The 20,169-nt window shown below is 66.8% G+C and carries 18 protein-coding genes and 1 pseudogene; 8 read left to right on the plus strand and 11 right to left on the minus strand.

Annotated elements, in window-relative coordinates; translation table 11 throughout:
- Positions 1-476 precede the first annotated feature (476 nt).
- The gene (locus ACPXB3_RS09490) at positions 477-1,778 is read left to right on the plus strand and encodes an ROK family protein (RefSeq protein ID WP_425727454.1); all 1,302 of its coding nucleotides are present in this window, start codon (positions 477-479) and stop codon (positions 1,776-1,778) included.
- Positions 1,779-1,799: 21 nt separating this feature from the next.
- On the opposite strand, the gene ACPXB3_RS09495 is transcribed toward ACPXB3_RS09490, so the two are convergent.
- Positions 1,800-2,663, minus strand: a complete 864-nt coding sequence (locus ACPXB3_RS09495; RefSeq protein WP_425727455.1) for an ABC transporter permease — start codon at positions 2,661-2,663, stop codon at positions 1,800-1,802.
- Positions 2,660-3,676 carry an ATP-binding cassette domain-containing protein gene (locus tag ACPXB3_RS09500; protein WP_425727456.1) on the minus strand — a complete coding sequence of 339 codons (1,017 nt, stop codon included), beginning with the start codon at positions 3,674-3,676 and terminating at the stop codon, positions 2,660-2,662. The genes ACPXB3_RS09495 and ACPXB3_RS09500 overlap by 4 nt, the downstream gene beginning before the upstream one ends.
- 185 nt (positions 3,677-3,861) lie before the next feature.
- Between ACPXB3_RS09500 and ACPXB3_RS09505 the strand changes: the two genes are divergently transcribed.
- The 5 genes and pseudogenes from ACPXB3_RS09505 to ACPXB3_RS09525 all read left to right on the plus strand — a co-directional run bounded on the left by ACPXB3_RS09505 (position 3,862) and on the right by ACPXB3_RS09525 (position 6,988).
- The gene (locus ACPXB3_RS09505; RefSeq protein ID WP_425727457.1) at positions 3,862-4,296 is read left to right on the plus strand and encodes a TOBE domain-containing protein; all 435 of its coding nucleotides are present in this window, start codon (positions 3,862-3,864) and stop codon (positions 4,294-4,296) included.
- A complete protein-coding gene (gene modA / locus ACPXB3_RS09510) occupies positions 4,293-5,066 on the plus strand; it encodes a molybdate ABC transporter substrate-binding protein (protein WP_425727458.1) in 774 nt (257 codons plus the stop codon). The genes ACPXB3_RS09505 and modA overlap by 4 nt, the downstream gene beginning before the upstream one ends.
- A gap of 18 nt (positions 5,067-5,084) precedes the next feature.
- Complete coding sequence (locus tag ACPXB3_RS09515; protein WP_425704192.1) at positions 5,085-5,864, plus strand: ABC transporter permease; 780 nt, start codon at positions 5,085-5,087, stop codon at positions 5,862-5,864.
- A 107-nt stretch (positions 5,865-5,971) separates the two neighbouring features.
- Positions 5,972-6,382, plus strand: a pseudogene (locus ACPXB3_RS09520) (ATP-binding cassette domain-containing protein); the annotation flags it as partial.
- A 162-nt stretch (positions 6,383-6,544) separates the two neighbouring features.
- Entirely contained in the window at positions 6,545-6,988 is a 444-nt protein-coding gene (locus ACPXB3_RS09525; protein WP_425704252.1) for a TOBE domain-containing protein, read from the plus strand.
- On the opposite strand, the gene ACPXB3_RS09530 is transcribed toward ACPXB3_RS09525, so the two are convergent.
- The 3 genes from ACPXB3_RS09530 to ACPXB3_RS09540 form a co-directional block, all read right to left on the minus strand.
- Entirely contained in the window at positions 6,961-7,890 is a 930-nt protein-coding gene (locus tag ACPXB3_RS09530; RefSeq protein ID WP_425727459.1) for an adenylate/guanylate cyclase domain-containing protein, read from the minus strand. The two genes, ACPXB3_RS09525 and ACPXB3_RS09530, sit on opposite strands and share 28 nt — an antisense overlap.
- A gap of 155 nt (positions 7,891-8,045) precedes the next feature.
- Complete coding sequence (locus tag ACPXB3_RS09535) at positions 8,046-9,365, minus strand: DUF222 domain-containing protein (protein ID WP_425727460.1); 1,320 nt, start codon at positions 9,363-9,365, stop codon at positions 8,046-8,048.
- A gap of 201 nt (positions 9,366-9,566) precedes the next feature.
- Positions 9,567-10,736, minus strand: coding sequence for a TetR/AcrR family transcriptional regulator (locus ACPXB3_RS09540; protein ID WP_425727461.1), 1,170 nt, complete (start codon positions 10,734-10,736; stop codon positions 9,567-9,569).
- Positions 10,737-10,869: 133 nt separating this feature from the next.
- Here ACPXB3_RS09540 and ACPXB3_RS09545 point away from each other — a divergent pair, with 133 nt between their 5' ends.
- A complete protein-coding gene (locus ACPXB3_RS09545) occupies positions 10,870-12,081 on the plus strand; it encodes an acetyl-CoA C-acetyltransferase (RefSeq protein ID WP_425704196.1) in 1,212 nt (403 codons plus the stop codon).
- Positions 12,082-12,115: 34 nt separating this feature from the next.
- Entirely contained in the window at positions 12,116-14,287 is a 2,172-nt protein-coding gene (locus tag ACPXB3_RS09550; protein ID WP_425727462.1) for a 3-hydroxyacyl-CoA dehydrogenase NAD-binding domain-containing protein, read from the plus strand.
- Between the two features lie 150 nt (positions 14,288-14,437).
- Here ACPXB3_RS09550 and ACPXB3_RS09555 read toward each other — a convergent pair whose 3' ends face one another.
- The 6 genes from ACPXB3_RS09555 to ACPXB3_RS09580 all read right to left on the minus strand — a co-directional run bounded on the left by ACPXB3_RS09555 (position 14,438) and on the right by ACPXB3_RS09580 (position 20,126).
- Positions 14,438-15,073 carry a response regulator gene (locus ACPXB3_RS09555; RefSeq protein WP_425704198.1) on the minus strand — a complete coding sequence of 212 codons (636 nt, stop codon included), beginning with the start codon at positions 15,071-15,073 and terminating at the stop codon, positions 14,438-14,440.
- Positions 15,070-16,341, minus strand: coding sequence for a sensor histidine kinase (locus ACPXB3_RS09560; RefSeq protein ID WP_425727463.1), 1,272 nt, complete (start codon positions 16,339-16,341; stop codon positions 15,070-15,072). The genes ACPXB3_RS09555 and ACPXB3_RS09560 overlap by 4 nt, the downstream gene beginning before the upstream one ends.
- Positions 16,342-16,343: 2 nt before the next feature.
- Positions 16,344-17,081 carry an ABC transporter permease gene (locus ACPXB3_RS09565; RefSeq protein ID WP_425727464.1) on the minus strand — a complete coding sequence of 246 codons (738 nt, stop codon included), beginning with the start codon at positions 17,079-17,081 and terminating at the stop codon, positions 16,344-16,346.
- Positions 17,082-17,092: 11 nt separating this feature from the next.
- Positions 17,093-18,019, minus strand: coding sequence for an ABC transporter ATP-binding protein (locus tag ACPXB3_RS09570; protein ID WP_425727465.1), 927 nt, complete (start codon positions 18,017-18,019; stop codon positions 17,093-17,095).
- A gap of 240 nt (positions 18,020-18,259) precedes the next feature.
- Positions 18,260-19,117, minus strand: coding sequence for an alpha/beta fold hydrolase (locus ACPXB3_RS09575; RefSeq protein WP_425727466.1), 858 nt, complete (start codon positions 19,115-19,117; stop codon positions 18,260-18,262).
- A 52-nt stretch (positions 19,118-19,169) separates the two neighbouring features.
- On the minus strand, positions 19,170-20,126 hold the full coding sequence (locus tag ACPXB3_RS09580; protein ID WP_425704203.1) for a R2-like ligand-binding oxidase: 957 nt from the start codon (positions 20,124-20,126) through the stop codon (positions 19,170-19,172).
- Positions 20,127-20,169: the final 43 nt, after the last annotated feature.

Raw genomic sequence — 20,169 nt, forward strand, 5'->3', positions numbered from 1 at the left:
GGCGACCCGTGTTGAGCGCGCTCCCGCTCAACGATTTACTTCCCGCTCGACGATCTCGGTGAGCGGGAAACAAATGAGTGAGCGGGAGTGCGCTCTCGGGTCCGATGGCCTGTCGCCGGGTGTGACGTCCTCGGCGCAGGCTTGCGGCGACGCACCGGCCGTTGCTAGCTTGGCTCCCATGACGTGCAGCGAACAGAGCCGCATCCCGGAGGTGTCCTACGTGATCACCGCCTTGGGCTGCCGCCTGCCCTTCGCTCGTGTTCTGTGTTGTTGTCGAATGCACTGAGTCGCCTGTTCTGAGCGTCATCTGCTGATGCCCCGAGCGATTCGATAATCCCAGCCGACAACCCCTTCCCACTTGGTCATCCACCACCGCCGCATTGATCGGTACCCGAGTGGCCGTCCGCCGCCGAGATCGACTCGAGCGTTGGACGACGATGACCGCCTGTGGCACATTCACGAGGACGCATTCACTCATGACCGCAACGATCGACCACCGCACCCGCACCGCAACCACCCCGGCCCGCACCACCCGGCCCCGACCGGTTCGGGCGGCACCCGCCCGGGTCGACGCGCGGACGTCACACAAAGGGGGTCGAGGCATTCAGATCGCGACCCCGCAACTCGAACTGTCGACCAAACCCGCCGCGCTCGTGCTGCGTACCGCACGGCTGTCGGGTCCGGTCTTCCGCGACGAGGCCGCCGAACTCACCGGACTGTCCATCTCGACCGTGAACCGGCAGGTCGGCGCACTTCTCAAGGCCGGACTCCTGCGTGAGCGCGCCGACCTGGCACCCGCCGGTGCGATCGGGCGGCCGCGTCTGCCGTTCGAACTCAACGTCTCGACGTTCCTGACCCTGGGTATCCACATCGGATACAAGGTCACCTCGATCACCACCCACGACCTGCTGCATCGGGTGGTCGGTGCGATCCAGATCCCGACCCCCATCGGCGACTCGCCGGAACAGACGCTCGCCGCCATCGGCGAGAGCGCCCACCGCTTCCTCGGCCGCTGGACCAATCGCCGCGTGCTGTGGGCAGGTGTGGCCGTCGGCGGGCGCGTGGCGCGCGGCGGCCTCGTCGATCACCCCCGGCTGGGCTGGGTCAATGCACCCGTCGGGCAGGTCATCGCCGAGTCGGTGGGCCTGCCCGTGTCGGTGGCCTCACATGTGGAGGCGATGGCCGCCGCCGAACTCGTGGTGAACCCCAGCGGGTCCGACGCCGATCAGCGCTCGAGCTTCCTGTACTTCTACGCCCGCGAAATGGTCGGCATCGCCTTCAGCGTCGACGGCACCGTGCACACTCCGGCCGGTGGGCCACCGGTGATCGGCCACTTCCCGGCATCGGGTACCACGCTGCTGGATCCCAACCGGACGGGCCGGCTCGAACCGACCGTCTCCGACACCGGCGTGGTCGAGGCCGCACAGTCGCTGAACCTGGCGGTCACCGACATCGAGGGCGTCCTCGCGCTCGCCCGCAATGGTGACGCCACCGCTCGCGCCCTGTTCGAGGAGCGCGCGCAGGTGCTCGGCCGCACGGTGGCACTGATCGCCGACATCTTCAACCCCGACCACGTGATCCTCGGTGGCCAGGCCTTCACCGACAACCCGACCACCCTGCCGATCGTGGCGGCCTCCTTGCGTGAGACTTCCGTCGTACCCGGACGCGATGTGCGAGTGTCGCATTCGGGAACGACAGTGCAGCAGCAGGCCGCCGGTGCGGTGTCGCTCGACGCCGTCTACAGCGACCCGCTGGCCGCGCTGGGGGCCACCGAGTAGTCGGCGGCGGGCAGCACGGGGTCAGTCGGCCGTGCGCTTGGCGTAGTTGCGCAGCGCGAACGGGGCGAAGACCGCGGTCAGGATGATCGCCCAGATCAGTGTCGCCAACTCCGGGTGGCGCATCGGCCACGCGGCGTCGGCGGCGGCGTCGGGACCGTTACCCCACAACACGCGCATGGCCTGCACCAGCGCCGACATCGGATTCCACTCGGCGATGGCGCGCAGCCACGGCTGCATGTTCTGGGTCGGCACGAAGGCGTTGGACACGAAGGTGATCGGGAACAGGATCGAGAACATGAACCCGTTGACCGCCTCCACCGAACGCAGCCAGGAGCCGATGAGCACCCCGAACCAGATCATCCCGAAGCCGAAGAGCAGCACCAGTGCGAAGCCGAGCGCGCCCTCGCCGACCGAGGTGGTGATCCGCCACCCGATGATCAGACCGGTCACCGCCATCACCACGATGCCGATCGACGAGTGGATCAGGCTGGCGAGACTGCGGCCGACCAGGACCGACGAGCGGCGGATCGGCAGTGACCGGAACCGGTCGACGATGCCCTTCTCGATGTCGGCGGTGATGCCGGTGGCGACGATGAATGCGGTGAACACGATCGTCTGGCCCATGATGCCGGGCAGCAGGTATTCCTTGTAGCTCACCCCGGGTACCCCGAGGCTGATCGCCGGCCCGAAGACGAAGGCGAACAGCACCACGAACATGATCGGCTGGATCGTCACATCCGAGAGCATCTCGGGCATGCGTCGGGTGTGGATGAGGTTGCGGCGCACCATTATCCATGATTGCTGCGCCAAATTGGTCTGGTGCACCGCCGGGCGGTCCGGAAGTGGCCCGGTGATAGCGGTGGGCGGGGTCTCGGTGGTGGTCATGCTGCTCCTTCGTTCACCGCGGTGTCGGTGTCGGTCGAGTCCTGTTCGGCGCGATGGCCGGTGAGGGAGAGGAAGACGTCGTCGAGGCTCGGCCGGACGAGGCCGAGATCGTCGACGGCGATGCGGGATTCGTCGAACCATCCGGCGATGCGGGTGAGATCCGACAGTCCGGCGGCCGCGGTGGTGACGGTGCGGGCATTCTCGTCGACGAAGACCTCATTGCCGCTGCGTGACAACAGTTCTCGGGCTTGTGGTAGATCGGCGTCGTCGGAGACCGTGACCACCACGCTGGCAGATCCGGCCTGCTGCTTGAGCTGCAACGGGGTGCCGTGGGCGATGATCGTGCCGTGATCGATGACGACGATGTCGTCGGCGAGCTGATCGGCCTCCTCGAGGTACTGGGTGGTCAGCAACAATGTGGTACCGGCCTTCACCAACTCCCGCAGCACATCCCACAGTTCGTTGCGGCTACGCGGATCGAGCCCGGTCGTCGGCTCGTCGAGGAACAGGACCGGCGGCGCGGCCAGCAGGCTCACCGCCAGGTCGAGTCGCCGGCGCATGCCGCCGGAGTACGAGCGGACCTGCTTGTTGGCGGAATCGGTCAAGGAGAACTGTTCGAGGAGTTGATCACCCCGTCGCGCCAGATCACGCCGCCCGATTCCGTAGAGGCCGCCGATCATCTTGAGATTCTCGCGGCCGGTGAGGATCTCGTCGACGGTGGCCGCCTGACCGGTGAGACCCATGTTGCGGCGAACGGCTTCGGGCTCGGCGATGACGTCGTGTCCGGCGATCCGGGCGGTGCCGCTCGTCGGGGTCGACAGGGTCGTCATCATGCGGACGATGGTCGTCTTGCCCGCGCCGTTGGGGCCGAGCAGGCCGAGTACCGAGCCGGGCGCGACGGAGAAGGAGACACCGTCGACGGCGGTGAAATCGCCGAACGTCTTGACGAGGTCGACGGCCTCGATCGCGGGGCGGCCGCCACCGGCGGTCGGGGTAGAGGAGGGTGCGGTCATGGTTCTCCACGCTAGTTGACGGGGTGGGGTGGTTGGCCAGCGATTTTTACCATCGCTTGACCTTTCGGCGGTATAGACGGTCGCCGCCGCGAGAACTCATCGGTTGTGAGGAAGTCGATTCGACTGGGTCTGCATATGCGGGGTTCGATGCAGAATTTCTCCGAATGTGCGGCTAAGGTACGTCCATGGCTCCGATTCGGATTCGTGACGCGGCGCTGCTGCTGGGCGTCAGCGACGACACCATCCGTCGGTGGATGGCGGCCGGAACACTACCCGCGGGCTCCGACACGGCCGGTCCCGACAAGGGGGTGACCACCGTCGACGGCGCGCACCTGGCGCAACTAGCGGTCGCGCGGGCTCGCGCGGTCACCGATTCCTCGCCCGCGCTGACCTCGGCGCGCAACCGATTCACCGGACTGGTCACCGACGTCGAGATGGACGGTGTGATGGCGAAGGTCAGCCTGCAGTGCGGGCCGTTCGCCGTGACGTCGCTGATGAGCGCCGAGGCAGCCCGCGAACTCGGACTCGAACCCGGGGTGGTGGCCACCGCGGTGGTCAAGGCGACGACCGTGATCGTCGAGCGCCCCGCCCCGCAACACCGACCACAGGAGAACCGATGACCGCTGTTTCGAGATGGACCCGGTGGGTGTGTGTGGCGGCCTCGGCGGCGCTGATCACCGGTGTGGCCGTGGGGTGTTCGTCGTCGGATGACGCCGACGCGAAGACCCCGCTGAAGGTGTATGCGGCGGCGTCGCTGAAGAAGACCTTCACCGAGATCGAGAAAGCCTACGAGAGCCAGCACCCGGACGTGGACGTGACGATCAACTTCGACGGATCCTCGGCGCTGGTGAACCAGATCAAGCAAGGAGCCGACGCCGACGTCATCGCGACCGCCGACGAGGCCACCATGAGCAAGCTCGGTGATCTCGTCGATCCGCCGAAGATCTTCGCGCGCAACACCCTGGTGATCGTCACCGCGGCGGGAAACCCCAAGAACATCACGAACTTCGGGAGCCTGGCCAACCCGTCGATCCGCACCGTGGTGTGTGCGGTCGAGGTGCCCTGCGGGGCGGCGACCGCCCAGGTCGAACGCAACACCGGGATCGTCATCAAGCCGGTGAGTGAGGAATCGTCGGTGACGGCGGTGCTGACCAAGGTGACCTCCGGCGAGGCCGACGCCGGGCTCGTGTACGTGACCGACGCCAAGAGCGGCCCCGACACGATCGCGGTGGTCGGCGACCGAGCTTTCGCGAAGGTGGTCAACAACTATCCGATCGCCACCCTCAAGACGAGCAAGCACCAGCAGCAGGCGCAGGAATTCATGGATCTCGTACTCGCGCAGACGGGGCAGAAGATCCTGACCGACGCGGGCTTCGCCACGGCCGGGTGACGCCGGTTCGGTGACTGTATGAGACGCGTTCCCCGGTGGGTTCATCTGCCCGCGCTGCTCGGCGTCGCTCTGATCCTGATCGGACCCGTCGCGATCATCGTCCGGATGCCGTGGGCGATCTTCTGGTCGTCGGTCACATCGACGGAATCGGTTGCGGCACTGAAGCTGGGCTTCGGCACCGCCGTGGTCAGCACCGTCGTCTGTGTACTGCTCGGGGTGCCGATGGCCGTCGTCTTCGCGAGATACGAGGGCGTCGTGATCCGAATCGTCCGCGCGCTGGTGCTGTTGCCGCTGGTGTTGCCGCCGGTGGTCGGCGGCGTGGCGCTGCTCTACGCCCTCGGCCGGTATGGCCTCGTCGGCCAGTATCTCGACCGGGCCGGGATCACCCTCGCGTTCACCACCCCGGCGGTGGTGATCGCGCAAACCTTTGTCGCGCTGCCCTTTCTGGTGATCAGTGTGGAAGGTGCACTGCGCAGCGGCGACGATGGTTTCGAGCGGATCGCGGCGACCCTCGGGGCGTCCCCGACGCGAACCCTGTGGCGGGTGACGCTGCCGATGGCGCGGCCGGCACTGATCGCCGGTGGGGTCCTCGCATTCGCCCGAGCATTGGGTGAGTTCGGGGCCACCATCACCTTCGCCGGCAACCTGCCCGGCACCACCCAGACGGCTCCGCTGAAGATCTACCTCGACGCGATCAACGACCCCGCGCAGGCACTTCCGCTCGCGCTCGTGCTGATGGTCGTCGCCCTCGCGGTGGTGATCGGCGTCCATCTACGCCGCAGCCCGGAGGTCTCATGACCGAGACCGTCCCCGAATCAGCCGGAACCCCAAGATCGTCCGCAGGCGCCGAGGGATTTCGTGCCTCGGTGCGGTGCTCGGCTCCCGAGGTCACCGCACGCATCGACGTCGCGCCCGGCGAGACCCTCGGCATCATCGGACCCAACGGCGCGGGCAAGTCGACGCTGTTGTCGGTGCTGGCCGGACTGCGCCGCACCCCGGATTCGCAAATGTCCATGGGCGACCGTGAGCTACAGGGGCACAACACTTTTGTCGAACCGCATCGCCGGTCGGTGGTGTTGCTCGAGCAGAAGGCGCGGCTCTTCGGCCATCTGTCGGTGCGGCGCAACGTCGCCTTCGGTCCGGCCGCGTCGGGACTGGGCCGGGCGGCGGTGCGCAACCGGACGCAGAAGTGGATGGCGGCTGCCGGGGTGGCCGAGCTGGCCGACCGGATGCCCGCGCATCTGTCCGGTGGGCAGGCGCAGCGGGTCGCGATCGCCCGCGCGCTGGCGACCGAGCCCGACGTGCTGCTACTCGATGAACCGTTCGCTGCGCTGGACATCAGTGTGGCACAACAGATGCGGACGTTGATGCGGTCGTTGCTCGCGGAGCGCGACGGCATGACGATTCTGGTCACCCACGATCTGATCGATGTGGTGAGCCTCGCCGACCGGATCGCTGTGCTCGACGACGGGCACGTCATGCAGTCCGGACTCACCACGTATGTGCTCACCCATCCCGAAACGGCGTTCGCGGCGACGCTGGCGGGCACCAACCTGGTCGTCGGGGCCTATCGGGACCCCGACACGGTCGTCGCGGCCGACGGTCTGCCCGTCGTCGGCACCGCAGTCGAATCGTTGCGACCGGCCGCCCGCGCGGCGGGCGCCTTCTCGCCTCGTGCGGTCGCCGTGTATCCGTCGCAGCCGCATGGCAGTCCACGCAACACCTGGCCTGCGGTGGTGGGAGAGGTGGTGCCGCAAGGGGATCGGGCGCTGATCCGATGCCGTTGCGGTGACCACGACGTCGCGGCGGAGGTCACGTGGGCGTCGGTGGCCGAACTCGGGCTGGGAGCGGGTGTGGCGGTGCATCTCTCGGTCAAGGCGACCGAGGTGCGGATCTATGGTGCCGCAGAGTCGCGCGAGTAGTACTTGTTGGGCTCGAGCACCTTTGCGCGGAGCCGACGGTAGCCGCGCACCGACAATGACGGCATCGACCGCAGATAGAAGCGATCGGAGTCGGCGAGGTCGGCGGCCAATACCTCGTCGACGAGGATGGTGCCCGGGCGCGCCGACCCGCACAGCCGGGCAGCGATGTTGACCGGCTCACCGAACAGATCACCGAGGCGGCTCAGGACGGGTCCGCGGGCCAGACCGACCCGCAACGGGGGGATGGGGTCGGCGTCGCTCAGCCGCTGGATCGCCAACGCGGCGGCCGCCGCGCCACCGGCGGCCTCGAAGCTGAACATCACCGCGTCGCCGAGGGTTTTGATGACCTGCCCGCCACGATCGGTGACGATATCGAAGGTGCGTTCCTCGAATTTCTCGAGCAGGTCCTCGAGTTCACCCATCCCGATGCGGCGGGACAGGCTGGTGTATCCGACGATGTCGGCGAACCCGACCACCAGATCGTGTTCCTCGTCGGATACCCGTGTCGCATCGCGCTCGAGTGCGAGTTTCAGGTGGCGACGCCAGATCAGTCGTTGGATGACGTCGATGGCGTTGATCATCTGATCCTGCGTCCACGGAACGTCGGGATCGCGTTGGAGGTCGGTGATCTGATCGGCCTGCCATTCGGTCAGACGCGACATGGTCTGTCCGATCGCACGGGCGGTGGCGACCTGCGCCCGTTGCGGCATCGAACCCTCGGAATCGGCGAACAGTCGCAACGCGGCCACCTCGTCGGCGGTGAAGATCTTGTCGTCGGTGGTCCGATGTGCGAAACCGAAGGCATTCCACAGTCTTTGGGCGTACTCCGGTGAGACGTCGAGCTCGGCGATGAGTTCGTCGCGGGAGTATGTGGGCTCGTCGGATCCTGTGCCGGCACTCATCGGTCCCCGTCCGTCGTCGTGGTCGCGGTGAGTCTAGCAGGAGGTCCCGGGGCCGGCGCCCTATGAAGTTCTCAAACAACAGATGCGGTCCCGGCGGGCCGGGTGCGGGGGTCGGGAAGTCTTGTGGGCAGGCCTGTTTCGGGCGGCCAGTGTGGTCAGGCAGCGCTGTCGAGGCGTAGGGTGCGCCGGTTGTAGGCCGGTTGTGGTCGTCGTTTCGGGTCGACGGTGGAGGGCGGGATGAGCCACGGATGCCGGTCGAAGCCCATGACCACACCCCAGTAATCATTCGGCCCGCTCGCTTCGCTCCCGGCGCCGGCGCGGTCGTGAACGTCGTGGTGGCATGCGGTGCAGAGCAGGCACCCGTTGTCGAGGTCGGTGGCCCCGCCGTCGGCCCAATGCCGCAAATGGTGTGCTTGGGTCCGCGATGCGGGTGCACCACATTTGATGCAGCATTCGTCGCGCAGGATGAACGCTTTGCGTTGGGCGTTGGTGAACAATCGTTTGCGGCGTCCGAGTTGTAGGGGTGCTCGTTCGTCGTCGAGGATGGCGACGGTCAGTTGGGCGTCACAGGTCAGGGTGGTGGCGAGTTGGTCGGTGACCGGACCCATGTATTGCAGCGCGGATTGGTCGGGCTGTTCGGCGTTGAGCGTCAACAGGACGTCATACCGTGATGTCGTCGACACCGTGTCGTCGGCGAGTCCGCGGGCGGCGGCTTCCAGCAGTGTCTCGAGTGCGTCGGCCTGGCGTTGCTGGACCGTGCGTGGGTCGTGGGAGCCGTCGGGCTGGGGCGTGGGGGCGGACAGCGTTTCGATGGTGGTGCACAGTTTTTCGCCGACACTCATGTCGAGGTCGGCGCGCACGTCGAGGCGGCCGTCGCTGGTTGTGGCGAGGGTGACGCTGTTGAGGGAACGATCTTCGGCAGCAGGTGTGCCACCGGTGTCGTCGGCGAGGGTGTTGCCGAGTTGGCGTGCGTGCTTACCGATTTCGGCGGGACTCATCCCGGACAATGCTTGCGAGACGAGTGCGCGGGTGTGGTCGCGGCGTTGTTCGGGGGTGACGGGTTCGCCGGCGCGGGATTCGATGTGGGTGAGTCCGAGGACGATGGCGTCGGCGTGGTCGAGGGATATCGCACCGTCGACGGTATGGATACGCACACCGTCGACATCCGTGGCGGTTCCGACGCGAACGAGTCGGCCGGCGACGGCGGGCGCAATTCCCATGGTGATCAACAGTTGTCGCACCGAGCGGCCTTGGGGTGCGGTCATTTTGAGGCGGTCGAACTCGCCGGTCAACGTCGCGGCGAGGTGATCGATCATGTTGCGCAAGGTGATCAGTTGCTGCATCGACGCGAACGCGTCTCGTGAACCGATGTCCGCACGGAAGGTGCGGTCGTCGAGCTGCGCGATGAGGCCCGCGAACAGGTCGGCCGAAAGCTCTGCGGACCGTGAAGCCGAAGGCGTGGTGGCGTCGATCATGAATCCCCCCTGGATGATCTTGCGATGGGTCCAGTGTAGCAGAAGATTTGTTCGACGCGCAAGGGCTGCGAGGATTAATCCACAAGGGCTGCAACGGCTTTCGTACCACCAGTGAACAGTTGTCACAGCGGTGAACGGCTTTCCCTGCGGTGAACAGAAGTCACGCCGGTCGGCCGCGGACACGGACACGGACGAGCACGCTCAGACGTCCAGGACGCCTTTCATCAGGTATGCCATCCGGGCCGGGAAGTCGGGACGTGACGTCCCGCGGCGCACGCGGACGGCGTCGTTGACGATCGACAGGGCGGCGTGCGCGGCCACGGCAGCCTCGGGGCGGGGCAGATCGGGATCGGTCTGGGTCAGCAGGTCGATCCAGCGCGCAACGTAATTGCGTTGTACGTCGATGAGGTCGGCGGCGGCGGACTGCCCGATGAAGACCGCGGAGTTGTTGAACCCGACCGAGAGATCCGGACTGGAGGTCAGTACGCCGACGTACGAATCGATCAGCAGGGCAAGGAGTTTGGCGCTGTCGGAGGTGGAGCCGTAGGCGGCCATCGCACCGGCCTCCAGTCGGGTGGCGCTGCGCCGGCCGATTCCGACGAGGATGGCGAGCTTGGAGCTGAAGTGCCGGTACACGCTCGGTCCGGTGATGCCGACGGCGGCGCCGATGTCGTCCATGCCGACCCCGGCGTAGCCGCTCGTGGCGAACAATTCCGCTGCTGCGTCAAGGATCTCGTCGCGCCTGGTCCGAGAACCGGTGGAGATCAACGGTGCCGGGGTCAGTGGTGGCGCCGAATCCGGGCGCAGGGTGAGGAGTCGGTGGACGAGTGTCTTGATCGCCGCGAGCGAGCGGCCGGCCGACAGCCGGGTGTTGTGGACGCCGAGACTGCCGACGACACTCAGCGTCGCCCAGCACAATTCGACCGCCTCGCGTTCGGGGATCCCGGTGCCGGCGGCTAGTACCCCCGCCCACCGGTGGATCACCCCGCGGATGTGCAGGACGATCTCCCGATTCTGCTCGTCACTGAGATGCTGGCTCGCCGAGCGCCACAGCGAGGTGGCCGCCGGGCTGCGGACACCGATCGAGCAGACCGCGTCGACGAGGCCCGCCGGCGAGGAGTCGGCCGACAGCACCTGATCGGTGCAGGCCTCGAGTTCGTCGACCCCGCTGCGCACCGCGGCCACCAGCAGGGCGTGCTTGTCGGCGAAGTGCCGGTACACCGACGGTGCGGTGACGCCGGCGGCCCGCGCGATGTCGGCCACGGCCACCTGGGGGTAGCCGCGCTCGGCGAACAGCGACGCGGCATGGGCGACGAGTTGCCGCTTGCGGTCGGCCGGGCGGGCCCGCGGGGATGGCTTTTCGGTAGGCATGGTGAATCGACCATAGCTCAGATATGGCGGCTTCGATCAAGTCTTGACCTCGGGGTATGGTCAAGGAAGTTATTCCGCGTTAGCCTGACGGAGTAACCGTCGACAAGGTTCGTGTGAAAGGAACAGAAGCATCGTGGCCGATCAAGCATTCATCTACGAGGCGCTCCGTACGCCCCGTGGCAAGCAGCGTGGTGGTTCGCTGCACAGCGTCAAGCCCGTCGATCTCGCATCGGGCATCATCAACGAGGTCCTCGCACGGCACGGCGGGCTCGATCCCGCCGAGGTCAACGACGTGATCCTCGGTGTGGTCTCGCCGGTCGGTGAGCAGGGTGGCGTCATCGCCCGCACCGCCGCCCTCAACAGCGGTCTGCCCGAGACCGTCCCCGGCACCCAGATCGACCGCTTCTGCGCGTCGGGTCTGGAAGCCACCAACCTGGCCGCCGCGAAGGTGGCCTCGGGCTTCGACGATCTGGTTCTCGCCGGTGGCGTCGAATCGATGTCGCGCGTGCCGATGGGCAGCGACGGCGGTGCTCTCTTCACCGACCCGGCCACTGCCTACGACCACTACATCACCCCGCAGGGCATCGGCGCCGACACCATCGCCACCATCGAGGGCTTCTCCCGCGAGGACGTCGACGCCTACGCCGCCGAGTCGCAGGCCCGGGCCGAGAAGGCCTGGACCTCGGGCTACTTTGCCAAGTCGGTGGTACCCGTGCGCGACATCAACGGCGTCATCGTGCTCGACCACGACGAGCACCGCCGGCCCGGCAGCACCGTCGAGTCGCTCGGCAAGCTCAAGCCGGCCTTCGCCGCACTCGCCGAGATGGCCGGATTCGACGACGTCATCATGCAGCGCTACCCGCAGCTCGAGGCCATCAACCACGTTCACACCGGCGGCAACAGCTCCGGCATCGTCGACGGCGCCGGAATCGTCCTGATCGGTAGCGAAGCCGCGGGCAAGCGCAACGGGCTGACCCCGCGCGGTCGCGTCGTCGCCTTCGCCGAGGTCGGCTCCGAGCCGTCGATCATGCTCACCGGTCCCACCCCGGCCACCGAGCTGGCGCTCAAGAAGGCCGGCCTGACCGTCGACGACATCGATGTCTTCGAGCTCAACGAAGCCTTCGCCGCGGTTGTCCTCAAGTGGATGAAGGACCTGAAGATCCCGCACGAGAAGGTCAACGTCAACGGCGGCGCGATCGCCATGGGCCATCCGCTCGGCGCGACCGGCGCAATGATCTTCGGCACCGTGCTCGACGAGCTCGAGCGCACCGGCGGCCGTTACGGCCTGGTCACCCTGTGTATCGGCGGCGGAATGGGCGTCGCGACCATCATCGAGCGTCTCTGATACTCCGCCACGAGAGAAAGAATCTTCGAACACCATGAGTGACAACATGATCAATTGGGAGAAGGACGCCGACGGCGTCGTCGTCCTGACGATGGACGACCCCAACCAGGGCGCCAACACGATGAACGCGCTCTTCCAGACCTCGATCGCCGAGACGGTCGATCGGCTGGAGGCGGAGAAGGACGACATCACCGGAGTGGTGCTCACCTCGGCGAAGAAGACGTTCTTCGCCGGCGGCGACCTCAAGGACATGACCGCCGAGCGGACCCAGTCCAAAGAAGAGATCGCCACCCAGATCACCGAGACGACCAACGCGATGAAGAAGGTTCTTCGTCGGCTGGAAACCCTCGGCAAGCCCGTCGTGTCGGCCATCAACGGCGCCGCCCTCGGCGGTGGCCTGGAGATCACGCTGCATACCCATCACCGCGTGATCGCCGACGTCAAGGGCGCTCAGGTCGGCCTGCCCGAGGTCACCCTCGGCCTGCTGCCCGGCGGCGGTGGCGTCGTGCGTACCGTGCGACTGCTCGGCTTCCAGAACGCGCTGATGAGCGTCCTGCTGCAGGGGCCCCGTCTCAAGCCGGCCAAGGCCAAGGAGATCGGTCTCGTCGACGAGGTCGTCGGCTCGGTCGACGAGCTCCTGCCCGCCGCCAAGGCGTGGATCAAGGACAACCCCGAGGCGCAGCAGCCGTGGGATGTCAAGGGCTACAAGATGCCCGGTGGATCGGTGACCAACCCATCGGTCGCGGCGAACCTGCCTGCCTTCCCGGCCTTGCTGCGCAAGCAGATCAAGGGCGCCAACATGCCGGCCCCGCGCGCCATCCTGGCCGCCGCCATCGAGGGTGCCTACGTCGACGTCGACACCGCCGACCTCATCGAGACCCGCTACTTCGTGTCGCTGGTGACCGGTCAGGTCGCGCAGAACATGATCAAGGCGTTCTTCTTCGATCTGCAGCACATCAACAACGGTGGGTCGCGGCCGGACGGCTACGAGAAGTACACCGCCAAGAAGGTCGGCGTCATCGGCGCGGGCATGATGGGTGCGGCGATCGCCTACGTCTCGGCCAAGGCCGGCATCGAGGTCGTGCTGAAGGACGTCTCGCTCGAGGCCGCCGAACGTGGCAAGGGCTACGCCGTCAAGATCGAGGAGAAGGCCCTCTCCCGCGGCAAGACCACCCAGGACAAGAGCGACGAGCTGCTCGCCCGCATCCACCCGACCGAGAAGGCCGAGGACTTCAAGGGCGTCGACCTCGTCATCGAGGCCGCCTTCGAGTCCGTCGAGGTCAAGAACAAGGTATTCCAGGAGATCGAGGACATCGTCGAACCCGACGCCATCCTGGGCTCCAACACCTCGACGCTGCCGATCACCATCCTCGCCCAGGGCGTCAAGCGCCAAGAGGACTTCATCGGCATCCACTTCTTCTCGCCGGTCGACAAGATGCCGCTCGTGGAGATCATCCGCGGCGAGAAGACCTCGGATGCGGTGCTGGCCAAGGTGATCGACTACACCCTGCAGATCCGCAAGACCCCGATCGTGGTCAACGACAGCCGCGGCTTCTTCACCAGCCGCGTCATCGGCACCTTCATCAACGAGGCCATCGCGGCCGTCGGTGAGGGCGTGGAGCCGGCACTGATCGAGCATGCAGGCACCCAGGCCGGATACCCGGCCGCGCCGCTGCAGCTCTCCGACGAGCTGAATCTCGTGCTGATGCAGAAGATCCGGACATCCGGCCAAGAAGGTGCCAAGGCCGAGGGCAAGGAATTCCCGCACCACGGTTCCTTCGACGTCATCGACTACCTCGTCGAGCAGGGCCGCCCCGGCAAGAAGGACGGTGCGGGCTTCTACGAGTACGACGAGAACGGCAAGCGGGTACGTCTGTGGCCGGGTCTGCGGGAGAAGTTCGACTCCGGCAGCAGCGACCCGTCGCTCGAAGAACTCAAGGAGCGCATGCTCTTCGCCGAGGCCGTCGAGACCGCACGCTGCATCGAGGGGGGCGTCATCACCTCGGTGCCCGACGCCAACATCGGCTCGATCTTCGGCATCGGCTTCCCGGCGTGGACCGGTGGCGTCGTGCAGTACATGAACCAGTACGAGGGCGGCCTGCAAGGCTTCGTCGACCGCTCGCGCGAGCTGGCCAAGAAGTACGGCGCACAGTTCGAGCCGCCGGCCTCGCTGGTCGAGAAGGCGAGCAAGGGCGAGAAGTACTGAGCTCCTGCGTCGTCGAGCTGAGCTGAGCTGAGCCGGTAGCCAAAAGTGGGGGACGAATGTTCGTCCCCCACTTTTGTTTTCGTCCTCCAGAAGTTTCCGGGGGACGAATACGAAACCCACGGAAGAACGATTCTTCCGTGGGTTTCGTCGTCAGCGGATCAGGCCGCGCTCGAAGGCCACCCGCACCGCCGCTGCCCGGTCCTTGACGCCGAGCTTGGGATAGAGCCGGAGCAGGTGTGTCTTCACCGTCGCCTCGCTGATCATCAGTTCGGCGGCGACCTGCCGGTTGGTGCCACCGCGGGCAACTGCCCGCAGCACCTCGCATTCCCGATCGGTCAGTGTGTCGAAGCGGTTGCGGCTCATCAGACTTGCCGCCGCAGTCGGGTCGAGGACGTGCCGGCCGGCAGCCGCACTCCGCACCGCGCCGATCAGGTCCGCCCGCGGTGTGGCCTTGAGGAGGTAGCCGTCGGCGCCGGCGTCGACGGCGGCATGGATGTCGGTGTCGGTGTCGTAGGTCGTCAACACGAGGATGCGTGGACGATCGGGATCCTGCGCGCGCAGTCGCCGGATCGCGGTCACCCCGTCGGTCCCCGGCATCCGCAGATCCATCAGCACCACATCCGGCCGCAGCCTTGCGATCTCGGTGAGTGCCTGTGCGCCGTCGGCGGCTTCACCGACCACCGACATCCCGGGCTCGCGTTCGAGCATGCCCCGGATTCCGTCCCGGACGACCGGATGGTCGTCGACGACGACGATGGTGATCGGGGTGTCGGGTTCGGGGTTCATCGGGGCACCGACACCGAGATCACGCACCCCGCACCGGGTTCGGATTCGATCGCCAACTCGCCGCCGATGAGGCCGGCGCGCTGCGCCATGGTGGTGAGGCCGAAGCCGTTGTCCGCGCCGCGTCGCACAGCATCGGGGATGAAACCGCGCCCGTTGTCGCGGATGTCGAGCAGCAAGGTGTCGTCCAGATAGGTCAGCGTCGTCACCACCTGCGTGGCACCGGCATGCTTGGCGACATTGGCGAGTGACTCCTGTGCGATCCGCAACAGCGACTCGTCGCCGGGAAGGGACCGCGGGTCGCCGTCCACGCGCAGGGTGGCCGCGATGGGGTTGCGGCGGGAGAAGGCGGTGAGAGCCTCCTGGAGTGCGGTGGCCAGCGGCCGGGATTCCAGTGGCACCGGGGCGAGGGCGTTGACCGCCCGCCTGGCTTCGCCCAATCCCTCGCGCGCAAGCGATTTCGCGTTCTCGACCCGCTCGCGTACCGACGGCGACAGGTGATCCTCGTCGATCGACTCGAGTTGGGTGACGACGGCGACGAAGCCCTGCGCGACCGTGTCGTGCAGTTCGCGTGCGAGCCGGGCACGTTCGTCACGCACCCCGGTGCGCATGGCCTGCCCGACGAGTTCCTCCTGTAGTTCGGCGTTGCGGGAGCGCTCGGCGATCAGCTCGTCGGTGAGTTCGCGTCGACGCAGGAGTGTGCTCTCGCGGGCGTCGATGACGGCCACCGCCGCGACTCCGACGACCACGTTCAGCACCCAGCACAGGATCGACACCCACCACGGGTCGGCGATGTGGTGCCAGCCGTTGCGCTGGGTGGCCGTCATCAACACACACGACACCCCGACGCAGAGCAGCATCGGGGCACCGGTGAACAGCGAGGCGTAGAGCATGTATCCCGCCCACGACGCGATACCGGCCATCGGGGTGACCGCGATCGCTGCCGCGAGCAGTGCGGTGTTGACACCGAATACGGCGCACCGTCGCCACATCGGTCCGATGTCGATCCGGATCCAGAACTCGGTGAAGAGTATCAATGCGACCATCAGGGCCGCGCTGATCAGATGATGGCGCTGGCCGGCCGGAACGCATTGGGCGACAATGAGTCCGGCGACGTTGAGGATTCGCAGGCCCCATACCTCCGACTCCGGTGGCAGCAGGGTGTCGGGCCACGTCAGCCCGGAGCGGGCATCGATCCACCGGCCGTGGGGTTCGCGTTCGGGGATGCGGTGCAGGGTGATGCTGCCGGTGGCCAGGTGACCGCGCGACACGGCTACTCCCACTTGAAGGTCCGTATCGCGATGACCGTCGCGAGCGCTCCCCACACGACCAGTGTGCCGAAGAAGCCCACCGGGGGCCATCCGCTGGTCGCGGTGTCGGCGAGGGCCTGGGTGCCGGCCCCCGATGCCGTCAGATTCGAGATCGTGTGCAACCAGCCGGGCATCGTCGAGCGCGGAATCCACAGACCGGCGAAGAACATCAGCACGAAGAACATCAACGTGCCGCACCCGGCCGCCACCTTCGCGTTGCGGAACAACGACGCGATCACCATCCCCAGGCCCAGAAAGGCCCAGCAGGACAACAGAAAGCTGACGACGAAGCCCAGCAGGTGATGCGGCCATTGTCCGGAGATGATGCCCGGGATCACCACGATCAACACCAGGCAGACGATCGAGACGCCCGTGATCAGCACGAAATGCGCAACGAGCAGGAGGGCAGGCGAGACGGGCGTGGTGCGCAACCGCTTGAGAACTCCCATCTCTCGATAGCGGGTCAGCATATCGGGCATGGCCTGCACGGCGAGCAGCGACAGCACGAACAGCACCAGGATCGGTTGGTACACCTGAAATGTGCTCAGACCGCCGAAGGCGGTGACGGGTCTGCGCGCGGCCGGAATCGACGCGATCACGATCGCCGCCGCCACCGGCAGTATCGCCGTCCAGATGACGACACCGGGATTGCGGGCCAGCAGACGTGCTTCCGAACCGATCATGGCGGTCACTGCGCTCATCGGTGAACTCCTCAGTTCTCGGTTGCGCCGGGGCCGGTTGCATCGGTACGGGTCAGGGCGAGGAAGGCGTCGTCGAGACTCGGTTGGTCGACGCGCAGTTTCTGGCATGCGATGCCACGCTCGTGCAGGGCGATGATGACCGCGGCGGCCACGTTGTCGGTGCCGGTGGCGATCACCCGGTCGCCGACCCGATCGATCCGGTGGACGTCGGGCAGCGTGCTCAGCGCGGCGGTGTCGACGGGTGCGGTGGGCACGAACGACATTCGCTGATCGGCGTGAACCGAGGCGGCCAGGTCGGCCGGGGTGTCCAGGGCGACGACCCGCCCGTCGTCGATCACCGCGACCCGGTCGCACAGTCGCTCGGCCTCTTCCATGAAGTGGCTGACCAGCAGGAGCGTGACGCCGGTGTCCTTGAGATCCTCCAACAGTCCCCAGACCTCGCGGCGGGCGCCGGGATCGAGGCCGGTGGTCAGTTCGTCGAGGATCGCGACCTTCGGATTTCCGATGAGCGCCAACGCCACCGAGAGCCGTTGCTTCTGTCCGCCGGAGAGTTTGGCGAAGTATGTCCGCTCCTGCGATGCGATGTCCAGACGCTCGAGGAGCTCGCGCCAGTCGCGGGGCGCGGAATAGAAACTCGAATACAGCCGAATCGCCTCGCCGACGGTCTGCTTGTCCGGAAGCCGGCTCTCCTGTAACTGGATTCCCAGCTCCTCGCGGAGTCCGCGGTCCTCGTCGGCGGGGTCGAATCCGGCGACGCGGATGTGGCCGGCGTCGCGGGTGCGCAGGCCGCCGATGCACTCGACGGTCGTCGTCTTTCCGGCACCGTTGGGACCGAGGATCCCGAAGATCTCGCCCTGTTGCACCTCGAAGTCGATGCCGCGCACCACCTGGCTGTCGCCGTAACTCTTGGTCAGTCCATGGACCTCGATCATCGCCATGTTCTCCAGTCTGGACCCGAGACCGGTGGATGTGGATCCACCGGACGGTCGGACGTGCGTCAACCGATCGGTGGACGTCGGGCGAGACGATGTGGGTGGCGGCGCATCGCCGGCCGAAAGTGGGGGAGGAAAGTTCTTCCCCCACTTGTGGTTTCGTTCCCCAGAAGTTTCTGGGGAACGAAACCAGAACCCACGGAAGAACCGTTCTTCCGCGGGTTTCGGTCGCCAGGAAAAGGCGGCTCAGCTCGCCAGGAACGCGGCGACGGTCGCCTCGAAGGCGTCGCTGGCCTCGATCATCACCCAGTGACCGCAGCGGGGAAAGATGTGCAGCTGCGCGTCGGGGATCAGCCGCATCGGCGCCAGCGCCATGTCGGGCGGGCTGACGCGGTCGTCGCGTCCCCAGGTGAGCAGCGTCGGACAGGCGATCTTGTGCATCATCGACCAGTAGGGCGGGGTGTCGGCGCTCGCCAGGAACTGTTGCTGCATCTCGAAGGCCGCCGACCCGTACATCGCCCGCCCGGTCGCCAGGGCGTCGGGGTTCATCGCGGCCTCCCAGCGTTCGGCGATGAGTTCGTCGGTGACCAGGGCGCGGTCGTAGACCATCGCGTTGAGCCACCGGACGAGTTTGTCGCGATCGGGATCGTCGGCGAACTCCTGCAGCAGGCGCAGGCCCTCGCTGGGGCTCGGGCTGAACAGGTTGGGCCCGACCCCGCCGATGGTCACCAGCTTCTCGACGCGGCCGGGTTTGCGGATCGCCAGGTTGACGCCGACGACGCCGCCCATCGAGTTGCCGATCATCGGCGCCTTGTCGATACCCAGGGCGTCGAGGAAGGCGATGACGGACTTACCCGCGGTCAGCACCGGCATCCCCTCCCACGGATCACTGACGCCGAAGCCTGGGAACTCGAGGATGTAGCAGTGGCGGGTGCGGGCGAAGAAGCCGAGGTTGCCGCGATAGTTGCGCCAGCCGGTCACGCCGGGACCGGAGCCGTGCAGCAGGATCAGCGGCGGGGCGTCGGCAGCGCCGGCCTCGTGGTAGCGCAGCACGCCGCGGTCGGTGGTCAGCTCGCGTCGGGTCGATTCGTAGGAGACATCCACCCCACCAGACTAGAACGTGTTCTAGTTGGTTGTCATCGGGGCTCGCGCCTGCTCACCCACCGAGCGACTCGGCCTCTTCCTCCCCGAAGCGTTCTTCGAGTTCGGCGGGCGAATAGTCCAGATCGATCTCGGCGACGTCGCGTCCGCGGGCGGATTCGATCGCGTGCAGCCGGCGTTGGGCGCGGTCGGCGGCGAACCCGAGGAATTCGTTGTTGTCCAGGCCGAACGGCTGCTCGTCGAACTGCTCGTTGACCCAGGTGATCATGCCGAGGGCCATCGGCATCAACTCGGCCATCCGGGCGTTGACGACCTCCCACAGCGAGTCGTCGGCGGCCACGTGGCGCCGGCAGGTGAACGTACCCCACGCCATGTGCCGGCGTTCGTCGTCGCCGATGAACCGGATCAGCCGCTGCATGCCGGGAAAGATGCCGTGCCGGGTGCACACCGTCTGCCAGGCGTGATAGCCGGTCAGCGCGAGCGATCCCTCGATGACGTGGTTGTAGGTGACGCTGGCGCGGATCTGGTTGCGCGGTGACGGATCGTGGTCGAGGACATGCAGACTCTGCGGCAACTCCTCGTAGAACAGCTGCCGGTAGTACGGATTGTCGGCGACGAACGACTGCAGATCACCGTCGAGGCCGACCGCATCCATCCACCGCCGGAACACCTGGGTGTGTTTGGCCTCCTCGAAGCAGAACTGCGACAGAAACATCTCGTCGCCGAATCGCCCCTCCGCGGCCATCGCCTTCATGAACGGCTGGATGTCCTGGGTGACCGCCTCCTCGCCGGCGATGAACTGACTGACCAGAAATGTGGAGCTGCGGCGCTGTTCGTCGGTGATCGCCTTCCAGTCCTCGGCGTCCCGGTCGAAATCGATGGCGGCCGGATCCCAGAAGCGCGCATTGCCCTTCACGAAGAGGCGCAACGGGAACGATTCCCAGTTCAGGCCGCCGCGGCGCAGCGAGGCGAAGTCGGCACGCATCGGCGTGGAGTGTTCGGCGAGGGTCATCGGGTCACCTGCTTTCGCATCGCGATGAATCCGACGCTATCGG

The organism is Gordonia sp. DT219, assembly GCF_049847065.1.
GTDB lineage: Bacteria > Actinomycetota > Actinomycetes > Mycobacteriales > Mycobacteriaceae > Gordonia.